The organism is Brevibacterium sp. 2SA, assembly GCF_005502845.1.
Lineage (GTDB): Bacteria > Actinomycetota > Actinomycetes > Actinomycetales > Brevibacteriaceae > Brevibacterium.
The window spans coordinates 1-15,283 of sequence record NZ_SCMW01000017.1 but is presented as its reverse complement, the minus strand read 5'-3'; the positions used below and the strand labels follow the sequence as shown (position 1 = coordinate 15,283).

The window sequence follows — 15,283 nt, the reverse complement described above, 5'->3', positions numbered from 1 at the left end:
GCTCCTCACGCGTAGAACGCGGGCATCTCGGGGACATCGAGGGGGCGCCTGCCCGCCCCGCCCAGGGAGGCGACGCCTTCCTGGCACGCGACGGCGACGCGGTAGCCGTCCCACGCGGAGGGTCCGGCGATCTCCCCGCGGCGGGCGGCATCGACCCAGGCCTGGACCTGCGCGTCGTAGGCAGTCGCGAAACGGGTGGTGAAATCGGCGTGCTCGCCCATCGTGAACCGACGGTCGGACCACCGCTGCAGGCCGGTGGGCTCACCGATCCGCGCGATTCCCGACTCGAAGACCGCCTCGGTGGTCACCTGGTAGCCGAACTGCACGCTGACGTTCATCTCGAGGTCGACGAGGACGCCGTTCTCCAGCTCCATGAGCACGAGGATCGGTTCCCGCAGTCGGTCCGGGGTGAGCCGGTTCCGGCGGGCGAAGCGGACCTCGACGGCAGCGATGGGGGAGCCGGCGAGCCACGGGACGATGTCGAATTCGTGGACGACGGAGTCGGTGATGAGCGACTCCTGCTGGTACGAGTCCGGCACTGCCGGATTGCGGTGGGCGCACCGGAGCATGAGCAGCTCGCCGCTGTCCCCGGAGGTCACCAGCTCGCGCAGCTGCCGGTACTCGGGGTCGAAGCGGCGCATGAAGCCGACCTGGATGAGCTTCTTCCCGCCCGCCTGCTCGGCTTCGAGAACCCGCCACGAGGATTCCGGGTCCGGCGTCAGCGGCTTCTCGCACAGGGTGGGCAGCCCCGCCTCGATGGCGGGCAGGAGGACGGCCTCGTGGAGGAATCCGGGGGTGGCGACGAGGAGTCCGTCGACGGCGCCGGCGGCGATCGCATCCTCGACGCGGGAGAAGGCCTGCGCTCCGGGGGCGTTGGCGACAGCGGCCTGCGCTCGCCCCTCATCGGGTTCGATGACGGCCGAGACCGTCGCCCCGCTGATCGTGTGCGTGAGGCGCTTGACGTGGTCGGCGCCCATCATCCCGGCGCCGACGACTCCGACGCGGAAGTCGGCAGTGGGGTCGAACTGTGCCATGGTGGGGTTCTCCTTGAGTTCGGTCGGGTCGTCTGCTGCGGTGCAGAGTCGTGGGTCGGCTCAGCGGTCGGTGACCGCGGCCGGGGTGGAGGTGAGGATCGTCGAGAGCGTGCGCTCGGCGATCGGGAACGGGGCGTCGACGCTGCATCCGAACATGTCCTGTTCGACGATCGCGAAGGTGTCCGGAGCCAGCCCGGCGATCGCCTCGATGATCGGATCGAGCGGAGGGATGCCCTGGTTCGGTTCGACCATGATCCCGTCGGCGACCGCCTCGGCGAACGGGGTGTCGGACTTGAGGACATCGAAGATCTTCACCGGGTCGACCTGTTTGAGGTGGAGGTAGCCGATCCGCGAGGGATGGTCGGCGATGAGCTTGAGGTTGTCCCCGCCGTAGTAGGAGAAGTGCCCGGTGTCGAGGCAGAGGTTCGTGTACGCCTCATCGGTGAGTTCGAGGAACCGCTCGACCTCCGAATGGGTGCCGACGTGGGAGTCGGCATGGGAATGGAACTGCTGGTGGAGGCCGAACTCCTCCTCCAGAGCCTTCCCGAGGCGGTCATGGCCGGCCGCCAGACGCGTCCAGCCCTCGGTGTCGAGGGTGCGCGGTTCGAGGACTTCGCTCGTGGCGTCGGAGCGCCACAGGTCGGGGATGACGACGATGTGCTCGCCGCCGAGCTCCTGCGTCAGCGCCGCGATCTTCTCGACCTGCGCCCACGCGCGACCCCACTGGTCGTCGGTCTTGTGGAAGCCGGTGAAGACGGTGCCGCCGGAGAGCTTGAGTCCGCGGGAGTCGAGTTCCTCGCCCAGTCGGCCGGGGTCGGTGGGGAGGTAGCCGTAGGGTCCGAGCTCGATCCACGTGTAGCCGGCCGCGGCGACCTCGTCGAGGAAGCGCTGCCACGGCACCTGGCCGGGATGGTCGGGGAACCACACGCCCCACGAGTCCGGGGCCGTGCCGATGCGCAGGGTCTGGGCGCGGGGCGAGGAATCGGCGGGTGACTGCGTCGTCGTGGTCATGTCAGTGGTCCTTCGGGTGCGGGTCGGGTCGGTGGTCGGCGTGCTCATCGTCGCAGCGGGGTTTGCCGCAGCGGTGGTCGCGGTCACAGCAGCGGCCTCTGCTTCTTCACGGCGATCTCGTACTCCTCGCGTGCGGCCTGCGTGTCCGACATCGTCGAGGTCTCGGCGACGGGGACGTCCCACCAGCCCTCACCGTCGGGGGCGTAGACGAGCGGGTCGGAGTCGATGTGGATGAGCGTCGAGGTCGGTGCCTCACGGGCGGCGGCGACCGCCTCGGCGAGTCGGGTGCTCGCGTCCGGGCCCGGCGCGATCTCGACGACGTCGATCCCGTAGGACCGGGCGTTGGCGGCGAGATCGACGGGGAGGACCTCGTCGGTGCGGAAGTCGGTCGCCTCGGCGTCGTACTTCCGGTACCACGTCCCGAACCGGGGCGCGCCCACGGTCTCGGAGAGGTGCCCGATCGAGGCGTAGCCGTGGTTCTGGACGAGGACGACGATGAGCTTGAGGCCCTCGGCGACGGCGGTGACGAGTTCGGTGTGGAGCATGAGGTAGGAGCCGTCGCCGACCATGACGATCGCGTTGCGGTCCGCGGCCTCGACGACGCTGCCGTCGGGTGGGACCGCGCTGTCGTCGTCGCCTGTCGCGGCGATGAGCGCATCGGCGGCGTCGATCGCGCGCCGCACCCCGAGCCCGCCGGCGATCTCGTAGCCCATACACGAGAACGCGTATTCGACGTGGTAGCCGAGCGGATCGCGGGTGCGCCAGAGTTTCTGCAGGTCACCGGGCAGGGAGCCGGCGGCCTGGATGACGACGTCGCGGGGGCCGGCGGCGCGATTCACCGCGCCGATGATCTCCGCCTGGCCCGGCAGTGCGGCCTGCGTCGGTGCCACTGCGGCGTCGACCGTCGCCGTCCACACATCGCGTTCGGTCTCGATCCGACGGCGCAGCTCCGTGCTCACCCGATGATCGCCGAGGTGCTCGCGCAGACCGCGGATGCCCTCCCTGGCATCGGCGACGATGGGGAAGCGGCTGCCGTGCTTGAACGCGTCGAAGCCGGCGACGTTGAGGTTGACGAAGCGGACGTCGGGGTGGCCGAACACCGTGCGGCTGGCCGTCGTGAAGTCGCTGTAGCGGGTGCCGATGCCGATGACGACGTCGGCCTCGGCGGCGATCCGATTAGCGGCCGTCGATCCCGTCGCCCCGATCCCGCCGAGATTGAGCGGATGGTTCCAGTCGAGCACCCCACCGCCGGCCTGCGTCGTGGCCACGGGGATGCCCGTTGCCTCGGCGAAGGTGCGCAGCTCGTCCTCGGCGCCGGAGTAGAGGACGCCGCCGCCGGCGATGATGAGTGGGGTCCTCGCCTCCTCGATCGCCGCGACCGCGCGGGTGAGCGGCCCCCACTCCGGCAGCGGCCGGCGCAGATGCCAGTCGCGTTCGGCGAGGAACTCCTCGGGGACCTCGAGGGTCTCGGCCTGGACGTCCTCGGGCAGGGCGATCGTCACCGCACCGGTCTCCGCCGGGTCGGTGAGCACGCGCATCGCGGCCAGCGCGATCGAGAAGAGCTGCTCGGGCCGGTCGACCCGGTCGAAGAACCGCGACAGCGGCCGGAACGCGTCGGTGACCTGCAGTGATGTGTCGTGGGGGTGTTCGAGCTGCTGGAGCACGGGATCGGCCACCCGCGTGGCGAACGTGTCGGAGGGCAGGAGGAGTGCGGGCATCCGGTTCGCGGTCGCCAGGGCCGCACCCGTGAGCATGTTCGCGGCCCCCGGTCCGACCGAGGCCGCCGAGGCGAAGGTCGACCGGCGCCGATTCATCCGCGCGAAGCCGACGGACTCGTGGACCATCGCCTGTTCGTTGCGGGCCTGGTGGTAGGGCATCGCCCCGGGTTCGTCGTGGGCGAGCTGGCGCAGCGCCTGCCCGATGCCGGCGACGTTGCCGTGGCCGAAGATCCCGAAGGTGCCCGCGATCGTCCGCTGCCGGATGTCCCCGTCGACGGTGTACTGGCGGGAGAGGAAGGTCATCAGCGCTTGGGCGACCGTCATCGTCGTGGCCATCTCAGTTCTCCTCCGTCGCATCTGCAGTCTCACGCCCATAGGGCAGCCGGTTGTCGAACTCCTGGCCCTCCCACTGCTCCCGCACCCAGCCGTGCGCCGGATCGTCGGTGATGAGCCACACGCGTTCGGGGTCGGGGCCGGCCATGACGTTGAGGTAGTAGTTGTCGTATCCGGGGGCGGCCGCGAGCGGTCCGTGATAGCCGAAAGGGACGAGGGCGACGTCGCCGGTGCGCACGATCGCCGAGGTCTCGATCTCCCCGGCCGGTGACGAATACGTCGTGAAGAGGGCGAACGGATCGGCGGTTGCGGGCGCGTCGACACCGCGGGAGACGGCCGTCTCGAAGTAGTAGATCTCCTCGAGGCGGGACTCCTCCCCGGCGATCGCCTCGTCGTGCTTGTGGGGCGGGAAGGACGACCAGTTCTCCGCGGGCGTGATGACCTCGCACGCGATGATCTTCACGCAGTCGAGCCCCGCGGGGGTCGCGAAGTTGTGGACCTGGCGGCTCGAGCGGCCCGCACCGCGGAGTTCGACGGGGACCTCGGCGGCGGAGAGGAACTGGACCGGGCGGGTCTCCGTCGTCGGGGCCTCGCAGACCGCGAGGCGACCGACCCCGTGCAGGCTCGCCGAGGTGCCCGTGGGCAGATAGAGACAGTCGGCGGGACCCTGGAACACCGAGGGCCGGCCGGTCAGGGTCTGCTCTCCGGTCGTGCCGTCGGTCAGCGTGTAGTCGACGGTGAACGCCTCCCCGCTCAGCGGAACGATGACGCGTTCGACCGCCTCGGCGGGCAAGTCGACCTTGTCAGCGCGGTCCCCGCCGGCAGTGGGCCCGTCGCTTCCAGCGGTCTCCCCGCTGTCGGCGTTCTCCGTGGGAACGGGACCGCCGAGGTCGGCGATCTTCAGCCCCGTGTGCGCCCAGCCCTCGAGCGTCGCGTCGACGACGGATTCGAAGCCGTCACGGGTGAGTGTTCCGCGGGGGTGGAACCATTCGTTGGTCATGCTGTGGCCCTCTCGGATCCGTGGACGAGTGCGGCGGCGCGGTCGACGGCCCCGGCGACGTCGCCGTCGGCGGGGTAGACGATCGAGCGGCCGATGACGAGGCCGCGCACTCCGGGCAGTGCGAGCGCTGCCTCCCAGCGGCGGAACGTCGCCTCCGGGTCGGTCGAGCGCTCGCCGCCGAGGAGGAGGGTCGGCAGGGTCGTCGCGGCGAGGACGCGTTCCATGTCGTCGACGACGGGGATCTTCAGCCAGGTGTGCGCCGAGGTGGTGCCGAGTCCCTGGGCGATGCCGATCGAGGTGATGACGGCTTCGGGGGTGAGGAGGTTGCGGACCTTCCCGTCGACCCATTCGCTGAGGAAGGGCTCGAGCATGACGGGGATGTCGTGCTCCGCGCACGCGTTGATGGCGCGGGCGTTGGCCTCGAGCGCCGAGGCGGTCGCCGGGTCGCCGAGGCTGATGCGCAGCAGCGTCTTCGCGAGATCGATGCCGTCGCGGGCCATGCCGGCGGCGGTGTGGCCGGTGAAGCGGTCGTCGATCTCGAAGCCGGAGCCGGCGAGCCCACCGCGGTTCATCGACCCGACGGCGAGCCGGTTCTCGAGGCAGCCGAGGAACGCGAGGTCATCGAGGATGTCGGGGGTGGCGAGGACGCCGTCGACGCCGGGGCGGGCCAGTGCCGTCGCGAGCCGCTCGAGGAGGTCCGCGCGGTCGGCCATAGCGAGCGGATCGTCGCCGACCTTGTTCGCCCCGCGGGCGGGATGGTCGGCGGCGACGATGAAGAGGCGGGAGTCGCTGCCGCCGATCGGACGCCGCGTCCGGGCCGACCAAGCGGCGGAGATCGCGCCCGGATCGTCGAAGCGGGCATCGCGGAGGCGGGCGAGCGCGGCGGGGGAGAGGGTGGAGGTCGGCATCAGCGGTCCTTCGATGTCGCGGCGACGGGGGTTGTGGTGTCATTCGCCGAGGCGGTCGGGGGTGTTCCGATGACCTCGGTGACCTCGATGGTCGTGGGCATCGCGGTCGAGCATTCGCGGCGGGTCGCGACGATGGCTCCGGCGACGTTGGCGAAGCGCAGGAGGTAGTCGAGTTCCCACCCGGCGAGCAGCCCGAAGCACAGCGCACCGCCGAATCCGTCCCCGGCGCCGAGGCCGTTGACGACGTCGACGGGGTAGGGCGGGACTTCGACGCGCTCGGTCGCGGTCTTCGCGAGCACCCCCTTGGGGCCCTGCTTGACGATCGCGAGTTCGATGCCGCGTGCGAGCAGGGCGTCGGCGGCGCGGTCGGGATCGGTCTCGCCAACGGCGATCTCGCACTCCTCGCGGTTGCCCACGGCCACGGTGACGTGCTCGAGGGCACGGCCCACCTCGGCGGTGGCGGTGGCCGGATCGGACCAGAACATCGGGCGGTAGTCGAGGTCGAGGATCGTGTGCTCGGCCCGGTTCCGCGCCTGCCACGCGGCGTGGTGGGCCGTCCGGCTCGGTTCGCGGCTGAGCCCGGTGACGGTGGCCCAGAAGATCCGTGCCTGCGCGATCGCCGCGAGGTCGAGGTCGGCCTCGGTGATCGTGAGGTCGGGGGCGATCGGATCGCGGTAGAAGTAGAGCGGGAAGTCATCGGGCGGGAAGATCTCGCAGAACGTCACCGGAGTGTTGTGCTCGGCATCGGTGCCGACGAAGCGGTTGTCGACGCCGAGGCGGGCGAGCTCGGCCTTGAGGTAGCGCCCGAAGGGGTCGTCGCCGGTCGCGGTGATGACGGCCGAGTCGAGTCCGTACCGGGCCGCGGCGACGGCGACGTTCGAGGCCGAACCGCCGAGGTATTTGCCGAAGGTCGCGACCTCGGCGAGGCCGACACCGTCCTGGAGAGGGTAGATGTCGACGCCGATCCGGCCCATGCTGACAAGGTCGAAGGGCGCGGTTGAGCCGGTGGTGGTCTGCGGCTCCGAGGAGGGTGCCTGGGGCATGGACTTTCCGTTCCTTCCGTGCGGCGGCGTTGCCGTGAGTCCGTGGTCTGACGCAGTCCGAGCGGATGCTCAATCTTTGTCAGGACAAACTATTTGTCATGACAATATCACTCTTGGAGGTCTGCGTCACCCCTTTTTCTCTCGCGGATCTCCTCGGCGACGCTGACCAGGGGATGGACGTCCGTCGGCCACGACGAGGGTGGCGGCGTGGCACATCGCGCCGGGGCAGATCGCCGTGGCGGAGACGGGGCCAGCGCTCCGGTGCAGTTGCCGGGGGAGTCGCACCGACGACAGCTGCGCAGGCCGGGTCACCGGGCGACGAGCGTCGTCTCGAACGAGTAGAGGTCGGGCCGGTAGCAGTGGTCTCCCCATTCGATGATCGCCCCGGAGTTGTCGAGCGCGGTCCGCTGCATCGTCAGCAGCGGCGCCTCGGCGGGGGTGTCGAGGAGATCGGCTTCGTCGGGGGCGGCGGCACGCGCGCCGATGCGCTGGTGGGCGACGGAGAAGACGACCCCGCGTGCCCGCAGCGTCTCATAGAGCCCGGTGGTGACGAGTTCGCCCGCCGTGATGTCGGCGAACGGCTCCGGCAGGATGTTGTGGAGGAGGGCGAGCGGAGTCGCCCCGATGAGCCGCAGCCGGCGCAGATGCAGCGTCGGTGCTCCCTCGGCGACGCCGAGGTGGTCGGCGGTGTCGCGGTCGGCGGCCATGACCTGGTGGGAGAGCACCGTCGTCGCCGGCTTGTTGCCCGACTTCTCGAGGTCCTCGTTGAGGCTCGTGAGATCGACGGCGCGGGCGACAGGCCGCTGAAGGACCTGTGTGCCGACGCCGCGGCGGCGCACGAGCATCCCCTTGTCGACGAGGTCCTGGATCGCCTGGCGGATCGTCGGCCGGGACAAGCCGAGGCGCTTGGCCATCGACACCTCGTTCTCCAGCCGCGTGCCGGCGGCGAGATCGCCGGCGGCGATCGCGGCTTCGAGCCGACGGGCGATCTGGACGTAGAGAGGCGTCGCACCGCTCGCACGGTCGAGAGGACCGAAGAACTCCTCGGTGAGTTCGATCTCGGGTGCACGCGCCATGTTCTCTCCTTGCTCTCTCCCCGAGCTTACCGGGCGCAGACGCCCACTCGACCGCCTCGGCGCACCTGACCCTCCGGCGCACTCACTGCACGTGATCGCGGGCGGTCAGCAGCACCTCGGCGGCGGTGTCGAGTCCTTCGATCCGGCCGAGGTCCTCGTCCTCGTGTTCGATGTGCACGGCCATGTCCGGATCGACGGCGTGGAGGGCCGCGACGAACCGATCCCAGAACGCCTGGTCGTGGCCGCGGCCGAGCGCGACGAAGTCCCACGCGGACTCCGCGGGCCACCTGCTGATCGTCGCATCCCCGCGGATCCGGGTGATCCGGTCGCCGCTGAAGCGGGTGTGGCGGTCGTCAAGGACGCCGTGGATCGCGGCGGCCGGATTGATCCGTACGTCCTTGGCCGCGGCATGGACGACCCGGTCGCCGAGGTGGTCGATCGCGGCGAGCGGATCGATGCCCTGCCAGAAGAGGTGGGAGGGGTCCATCTCCGCGCCGATGCTCTCCGCGTCCGCAGCATCGATGAGGCGTTCGAGGGTCGCGGGATTGAAGACGAGGTTGTGCGGGTGCATCTCGATGGCGATCCTCACCCCGTGGTCGGCGGCGAGGCGGTCGAGGTCGCGCCACACCGGGACCGCGCGGGCCCACTGGTCGTCGAGGATGTCGAGGAGGGAGGACTCCCAGGGATTGACGATCCAGGTGGGGACGGCCGCCTCGGCGCCGGCACCGGGAAGACCGGACATCGTCACGACACGGGTCTGGCCGAGCCGGTGCGCGACGCGGATGGCGCGGTCGATGTCGGCAAGGGTCGGCGGGCCGATGTGGGGATCCGGGTGGAGGGGATTGCCGTTGGCGTTGAGGCCCGCGAGCTCGACTCCCGCCTCGGCGAAGATGCCGAGGTAGTCGTCGCGGGCGGTGTCGGAGGTCAGTATCTCATCGATCGTCGGCATGTGGACGGGTGGGAGGAAGCCGCCGACGTTGATCTCCGCGGCGTCGAGCCCGAGGTCGCGGATGACGGCGAGCGCCTCGGGCAGCGGACGATCGTGGAGGATCGCGGTGTAGACGCCGAACTTCACGTCGGCACCTCCTCGCGGGCGCCCGCGTGTGCCGCGGAGGCGATGACGGCGTCGCGCACGGCCAGGGCGTGGAGGCCCTCGGCGAAGGTCGCGCAGCGGGGGAGGGAGTCGGCGGCGGGTCGTCCGCCGACCTCCTGGAGGAAGGAGCGGGCCTGGAAGACGAAGCCGTCGTTCTGGCCGATGCCGATGCCGGGCGCCGCCATCGGCAGGCCGTCGGCGATGTAGGGGTGGGCCGGGCCGAGCTGGACCGTCGTCAGTCCGTCGCGCAGCGGGTCGCCGCTCGTCGTGCCGAGGTCGATCGAGCCGGGTGAGCGCATGTCGAAGCGGGCCGAGCCGTTCTCGCAGAAGACCTCGACGGCCAGCGTGTTCGGGTGGCCGGCCGAGATGCGCGAGACCTGGATCGTGCCCGACCCGGTGGGGAACTCGACGCCGAATCCGGCGTAGTCGTCGTTCGTCACCGGCTCGTACTCATCGCTGACCTCGACGTGGTCATGGCCGATGACGTGACCGAGCGGCAGCGGGCGTTCGGTGATCGCGGTGTGGAACCGGCCGCCGGAGACCGCGAGGATCGGGCCGGCGATGAATTCGACGGTGTCGGTGAGGTGGCTGCCGAGGTCGGCGAGTGCCCCGGTGCCCATGTCGCCGGTGTAGCGCCAGCTCATCGGGGCCAGCGGTGAGCACGCGTAGTCGGTCCAGTAGTGGGCGTCGATGTGGTGGACGGGGCCGAGGGTGCCGTCGGCGACGAGGTCGGCGATCGCGGCGATCCCGGGCGCGCGGCGGAAGGTGAAGCCGAGGCGCGCGATCGTCGGTGCGGCCTCAGCGGCGGCGACCATCGCCTCGGCGTCGGGAATGGTGTCGGTCAGCGGCTTCTCGCACAGGACGTTCTTGCCGGCGGCGAGCAGAGCCTCGACGAGCTCACGGTGGAGGGAGTTCGCGACGACGACGCTGACGATGTCGATGTCATCGGCGTCGACGATGGTGCGCCAGTCGGTGTCATAGCGCTCGTAGCCGAAGTGGGCGGCGGCCGCCTCGGCGACCTCCGGGACCATGTCGCACACGGAGACGAGCCGGACCGGGGGAGTGGTTTCGCTGGGGGCTGCGCGCCAGGCGGCGGCGTGGGCGCGACCAGCCATGCCTGCGCCGATGACGGCGACGCCGAGTGGGTTGACCATGACTTCTCCTTCGAAGACCGAGGTGGACATCTCCACCCTAGCGAGATATTTGTCCGGTCAAAAGAGTTTCATGAGATCAATTTGTCCAGACAATTGATTGACGGCCGATTGAGACGCGATCGGGTCCCGGGTTCCCAGGAGACTCCCCGGTAACAGCGTCAAGTCCCGTTGTATTCTCGCAATGGGCCGTCGGCCCGGCACGTCCCATCAATGGTGGGAAGACGCTGGTCAGAGGCGTCTTTCACGAACCGAGGAGTACACATGTCAGAGAAGCCTGCTGTCGTCCTGGTCCATGGATTCTGGGGAGGTGCCGCCCACTGGGCCGATGTCATCGTCGAGCTGAGCAAGCGGGGCTACACCGATCTCCACGCGGTCGAGAACCCCCTCACCTCGCTCGGCGATGATGCCGAGCGCACGCGGAAGATGGTCGCCCAGATCGACGGCCCGGTCATCCTCGTCGGCCACTCCTACGGCGGTGCCGTCATCACCGAGATGGGCGACCAGTCCAACGTCCTCGGCCTCGTCTACATCGCCGCATTCGCCCCCGATGCCGGGGAGAGCCCCGGTGGGATCACCCAGGAGATGCCGCCCGAGGGTGCTGCGAGCATCGCCCCCGACTCCGACGGCTACCTCTGGATCGCGCAGGACAAGTACCACGAGAGCTTCTGCCAGGACCTCGGCGACGAGCAGGCCCTCGTCATGGCGGTGACGCAGAAGGCGCCGCTGGGATCGACGTTTGAGGACATGATCACGGCCCCGGCGTGGAAGGCGAAGCCGACGTGGTACCAGGTCTCGACGCAGGACCGGATGATCGCCCCGGACAACGAGCGCCGAATGGCCGAGCGGATGCAGCCGCAGAAGACGATCGAGCTCGACGCCAGCCACGCCTCTTTGGCCTCGCAGCCGAAGGCCGTCGCCGACCTCATCGACGAGGCCGCGACGACGATGATGGCGTAGGGCCGCCCCAGGCACCGCAGTCGCCCGGTGATCGGCTGCCCGGTGGTCGGCTGGTGTCGGTCGCCCGATGATCGGGTGGGGTCGCAGTCAGCGGTCCGCACCGCTCGGATCGCCGCGTGACCCGACGTGCTGCCTGACACGACGCCCCCGAGGGGGATCCGGCTCGAGATTCGTCGTGATGTCGAGTCGGATCCCCCGCGGGGGCGTCGGTGTGTCGGTGCGGGCGCTCTCGCCCGGTGACCTCAGTTCGGGGTGACCTCAGTCTGGGGCGGGCGCACTCCGTGCCGGGCTCGGTCCGGGGCGGGCTCAGTCCGTGCCGGTGTCGAACGCGGCGGAGAGGCCTGAACGGTCGGTCGCGGCATCGACGTCGACCGGGGAGCTCGCGATCTCCTCGGCGCCACCGGCCTCGAGAGAGCCGACGAGCTCCGAGGTCGGGCCGGAGACGATGCCCATCGCCGCGTACTGCTCGAGGCGGGCACGGGAGTCGGCGATGTCGAGGTTGCGCATCGTCATCTGCCCGATCCGGTCCTCAGGGCCGAACGCGGCGTCGCCGACGCGCTCCATCGACAGTTTCTCCGGGTGGTAGGACAGGTTGGGGCCCTCGGTATTGACGATCGTGTAGTCGTCACCGCGGCGCAGGCGCAGGGTGACCTCGCCCGTGATCGCCGAGGCGACCCACCGCTGCATGGATTCGCGGAGCATGAGCGACTGCGGGTCGAGCCAGCGGCCTTCGTACATCCGGCGGCCGAGGCGGCGCCCCTCCTCGTGGTAGAGGGCGATCGTGTCCTCGTTGTGGATCGCGTTGAGCAGGCGCTCGTACGTGATGTGGAGCAGCGCCATGCCCGGGGCTTCGTAGATGCCGCGCGACTTCGCCTCGATGATCCGGTTCTCGATCTGGTCGGAGACGCCGAGGCCGTGCCGGCCGCCGATCTCGTTGGCCTTGTAGACGAGGGCAACGGGGTCGTCGAAGACCTCGCCGTTGATCGCCACGGGCCGCCCGGCTTCGAAGCGGACCGAGACCTCTTCGGTCTCAACCTCGACGTCGTCGCGCCAGGCGGCGACGCCCATGATCGGTTCGACGATGTCGAGTCCGGCGTCGAGGAACTCGAGGCTCTTCGCCTCATGCGTCGCGCCCCAGATGTTCGCGTCCGTCGAGTACGCCTTCTCCGCGGAGTCGCGGTACGGGTAGCCGTGGGCGACGAGCCATTCGCTCATCTCCTGCCGCCCGCCGAGCTCCTCGACGAACGTCGAGTCGAGCCACGGCTTGTAGATGCGCAGCTTCGGGTTGGCCATGAGGCCGTAGCGGTAGAACCGCTCGATGTCGTTGCCCTTGTAGGTCGAGCCGTCGCCCCAGATGTCGACGCCGTCCTCCTTCATGGCGCGCACGAGCATCGTGCCGGTCACGGCCCGGCCCAGCGGCGTCGTGTTGAAGTAGGTCTTCCCGCCCGAGCGGACGTTGAACGCACCGCACTGTAGGGCGACGAAGCCCTCTTCGACGAGGAGGCGCTTGGCGTCGACGAAGCGCGCGATCTCCGCCCCGTACTCCTTCGCCCGCGCGGTCACGCCGTCGAGGTCGGGCTCGTCGTACTGGCCGATGTCGGCGGTGTACGTGCACGGGATCGCGCCCTTGTCGCGCATCCAGGCGACCGCGCACGAGGTGTCCAGGCCACCGGAGAAGGCGATGCCGACGTATTCGCCGACGGGCAGAGTTGAGAGAACTTTCGACATGGTCATCACTGTATCTCTCCGACGCCACCCATGTCGAATTGTTATGCAGAGCTATGTATTTTTATGTGCCAGCGCCGAGGTGGCCCGCCGTTCCGCTGCCCGCGGCCCGCCGTTCCGTTGCCCGCGGCCTGCCGTTCCGCACGACGTTGCTAGGGCGACACACCCCTCGTGTCGGCGAAAAGTGGTTTTGCCGACGCCTAGTTGTCGGGCATTTTCACTTTTGACCCGCAATGTCGCCGCCCGTTCGACTTCTCGCCCGCGGAAGTGCGTTTCGCACGCACCCGCACTTCTCGCCACCGAGGCAGCGCGCGGCACCCTTCCGGCCGGTGAGGCTCGGGGCGGCACACCCTACGTGTCGGCGAAAAGTGGTTTTGCCGACGCCTAGTTGTCGGGCAATTCCACTTTTGGCCCGCAGTGCCGCCGCACCGCCAGACTTCTCGCACGCGGGAGTGCGTTTCGCGCGCACCTGCACTTTTCGCCGTCGAGGCAGCGCGCGGTGCCCTTCCGGCCGGTGCGGCGCGGCCGGGTCAGCGCGCGACGCCCGTCCGGCCGGTGAGGCGCGGCAGGGTCAGCGGCGCTGGTGGGATCGGATCGCCTCGGCGACGGCGATGGCATCGTCCTGCGGGGCGTCGGACTTCCGATCCGGTCGCGCGATGAACAGGTAGAGGAACCCGGCGGCGAGGACGACGACGAGCCCGATGAGGACGATGTAGTCGGAGAAGAACGCGCCGGTATCGCCGGGCATCGCGAGGAGGATCATCGCGAAGATGCCGTACGCGAGTGCGAGCACGTTGACGATGGCGCCCCACGCCCCCAGCGACCACGGCCCGGCCGGCTTCCACCCCTTGGCCCGCTGCCGCAGGGAGGCGAGGACGACCATCTGGAACGCGAGGTAGATGCCGAGGATCGCGAACGACGTGACGGCGACGAGGATGCCGTCGTTGAACCAGATGAGCACGCAGATGAGCGCCGGTGCCGTGCAGGCGACGATGAGGGCGTTGCGGGGGACCTTCGTGCCCTCGGTGACCTTCGAGAGCCACCGGTGGCCGGGCATCATCCCGTCGCGGGCGAAGCTGAAGATGAGGCGCGAGGCGGCGGCCTGGAGGCTGAGCACGCAGGAGATGAACGCGAGGATCGCGATGAGGAGGAAGAGCTTCGCGCCGACCGGGCCGAGGCTGCCCTCGAGGATCGAGGGGATCGGGTCGGCGACCTCGCCGGCGACGATCGCGTCGAGGTTCGGGGCGGCGAGGACGTAGCCGCCGAAGGAGAAGAGCGCGGAGACCGCCCCGACGATGATCGTCATGATCATCGCCTTGGGGATGCGGCGGGCGGGGTCCGAGACCTCCTCGGCGACGTCGGCGCACGCTTCGAAGCCGTAGAAGAGGAAGAGGCCGGCGACGGCCGCACCCATGAAGGCCGCGAGGTAGCTGCCGTCACCGGCGACTCCCATCGCGTCGAAGAACACGGAGAACGGGTGCTTGCGCTCGAAGATGAGGAGGAAGAGCCCGAGCCCGATGACGCCGATGAGTTCGGCGAAGAGGCCGATGCGGGCGATGCGGGCGAGCCATTTCGTGCCGCTGAAGTTGATCGCCAGCGCCAGCACGAGGAGGACGAGCGCGAGGATGAGGGTGACGTTGCGGGTGAGTTCGAGGCCGAAGAGGCTCGCGACGAAGCCCGCCCCGAACTCCGCCACCGAGGTGATCGTCACGATCATCGCGCAGATGTAGACCCACGCGGCCATCCACGCGTACCGCTTGCCCCAGAGCCGGCGCGTCCACGGGTAGATGCCGCCGGCGATGGGGAACTGGGAGACGACCTCGCCGAAGACGAGGGCGACGAGGAGCTGACCGGCGGCGACGATGACGATCCACCAGATCGAGGGCGGACCGCCGGCGGCCAGGGCGACGGCGAGCAGCGAGTAGACGCCGACGAGCGGGGAGAGGTACGTGAATCCGAGGGCGAAGTTCGCCCACAGGCTCATCGATCGGTCGAAGGAGTCGCTGTAGCCGAGGACGGAGAGATGGTCGCCATCGGAGAGGTGGTTGCCGGGGCTCGCCGAGGCGGGGGTGCCGGGGCCGTCGGCAGGGCCGGGTTGGGCGGATTGCTGGGGATTATCGGACATGGGGTGCACCTTTGCACGAATCGACGGTGATTCAACCAGCTCATCGTAGCTGACCAGGGACGAAGCCGAGCCTGTCGGGCTGACGTGTCGCCCACGGGGTGGGGAG

12 protein-coding genes are annotated in these 15,283 nt (G+C 69.7%); 1 reads left to right on the top strand and 11 read right to left on the bottom strand.

The window, feature by feature from the left end:
- Positions 1–5: 5 nt before the first annotated feature.
- The 9 genes from FFS20_RS08305 to FFS20_RS08265 form a co-directional block, all read right to left on the bottom strand.
- Entirely contained in the window at positions 6–1,034 is a 1,029-nt protein-coding gene (locus tag FFS20_RS08305; RefSeq protein WP_137825392.1) for a Gfo/Idh/MocA family oxidoreductase, read from the bottom strand.
- A gap of 60 nt (positions 1,035–1,094) precedes the next feature.
- The gene (locus FFS20_RS08300; RefSeq protein WP_137825391.1) at positions 1,095–2,045 is read right to left on the bottom strand and encodes a sugar phosphate isomerase/epimerase; all 951 of its coding nucleotides are present in this window, start codon (positions 2,043–2,045) and stop codon (positions 1,095–1,097) included.
- A gap of 83 nt (positions 2,046–2,128) precedes the next feature.
- Positions 2,129–4,099, bottom strand: a complete 1,971-nt coding sequence (locus FFS20_RS08295; RefSeq protein WP_171007029.1) for a thiamine pyrophosphate-dependent enzyme — start codon at positions 4,097–4,099, stop codon at positions 2,129–2,131.
- 1 nt (position 4,100) lies between these two features.
- The gene (gene iolB, locus FFS20_RS08290; protein ID WP_137825390.1) at positions 4,101–5,096 is read right to left on the bottom strand and encodes a 5-deoxy-glucuronate isomerase; all 996 of its coding nucleotides are present in this window, start codon (positions 5,094–5,096) and stop codon (positions 4,101–4,103) included.
- Positions 5,093–6,004, bottom strand: a complete 912-nt coding sequence (locus FFS20_RS08285; protein WP_137825389.1) for a deoxyribose-phosphate aldolase — start codon at positions 6,002–6,004, stop codon at positions 5,093–5,095. The genes iolB and FFS20_RS08285 overlap by 4 nt, the downstream gene beginning before the upstream one ends.
- Positions 6,004–7,047 (bottom strand): 5-dehydro-2-deoxygluconokinase, encoded by a 1,044-nt coding sequence (gene iolC / locus FFS20_RS08280; RefSeq protein WP_137825388.1) that lies wholly within the window; start codon positions 7,045–7,047, stop codon positions 6,004–6,006. The genes FFS20_RS08285 and iolC overlap by 1 nt, the downstream gene beginning before the upstream one ends.
- Before the next feature lie 308 nt (positions 7,048–7,355).
- Positions 7,356–8,123: a GntR family transcriptional regulator gene (locus FFS20_RS08275; protein WP_137825387.1), complete on the bottom strand. Its 768-nt coding sequence runs from the start codon at positions 8,121–8,123 to the stop codon at positions 7,356–7,358.
- A gap of 82 nt (positions 8,124–8,205) precedes the next feature.
- Entirely contained in the window at positions 8,206–9,198 is a 993-nt protein-coding gene (locus tag FFS20_RS08270; RefSeq protein WP_137825386.1) for a sugar phosphate isomerase/epimerase, read from the bottom strand.
- Positions 9,195–10,370 (bottom strand): Gfo/Idh/MocA family oxidoreductase, encoded by a 1,176-nt coding sequence (locus FFS20_RS08265; RefSeq protein WP_137825385.1) that lies wholly within the window; start codon positions 10,368–10,370, stop codon positions 9,195–9,197. The genes FFS20_RS08270 and FFS20_RS08265 overlap by 4 nt, the downstream gene beginning before the upstream one ends.
- 261 nt (positions 10,371–10,631) lie before the next feature.
- Here FFS20_RS08265 and FFS20_RS08260 point away from each other — a divergent pair, with 261 nt between their 5' ends.
- The gene (locus FFS20_RS08260) at positions 10,632–11,327 is read left to right on the top strand and encodes an alpha/beta hydrolase (RefSeq protein WP_137825384.1); all 696 of its coding nucleotides are present in this window, start codon (positions 10,632–10,634) and stop codon (positions 11,325–11,327) included.
- A 306-nt stretch (positions 11,328–11,633) separates the two neighbouring features.
- Here FFS20_RS08260 and argG read toward each other — a convergent pair whose 3' ends face one another.
- Positions 11,634–13,055, bottom strand: coding sequence for an argininosuccinate synthase (argG, locus tag FFS20_RS08255; protein WP_137825383.1), 1,422 nt, complete (start codon positions 13,053–13,055; stop codon positions 11,634–11,636).
- A gap of 568 nt (positions 13,056–13,623) precedes the next feature.
- Complete coding sequence (locus FFS20_RS08250; RefSeq protein WP_137825382.1) at positions 13,624–15,177, bottom strand: amino acid permease; 1,554 nt, start codon at positions 15,175–15,177, stop codon at positions 13,624–13,626.
- Positions 15,178–15,283 lie beyond the last annotated feature (106 nt).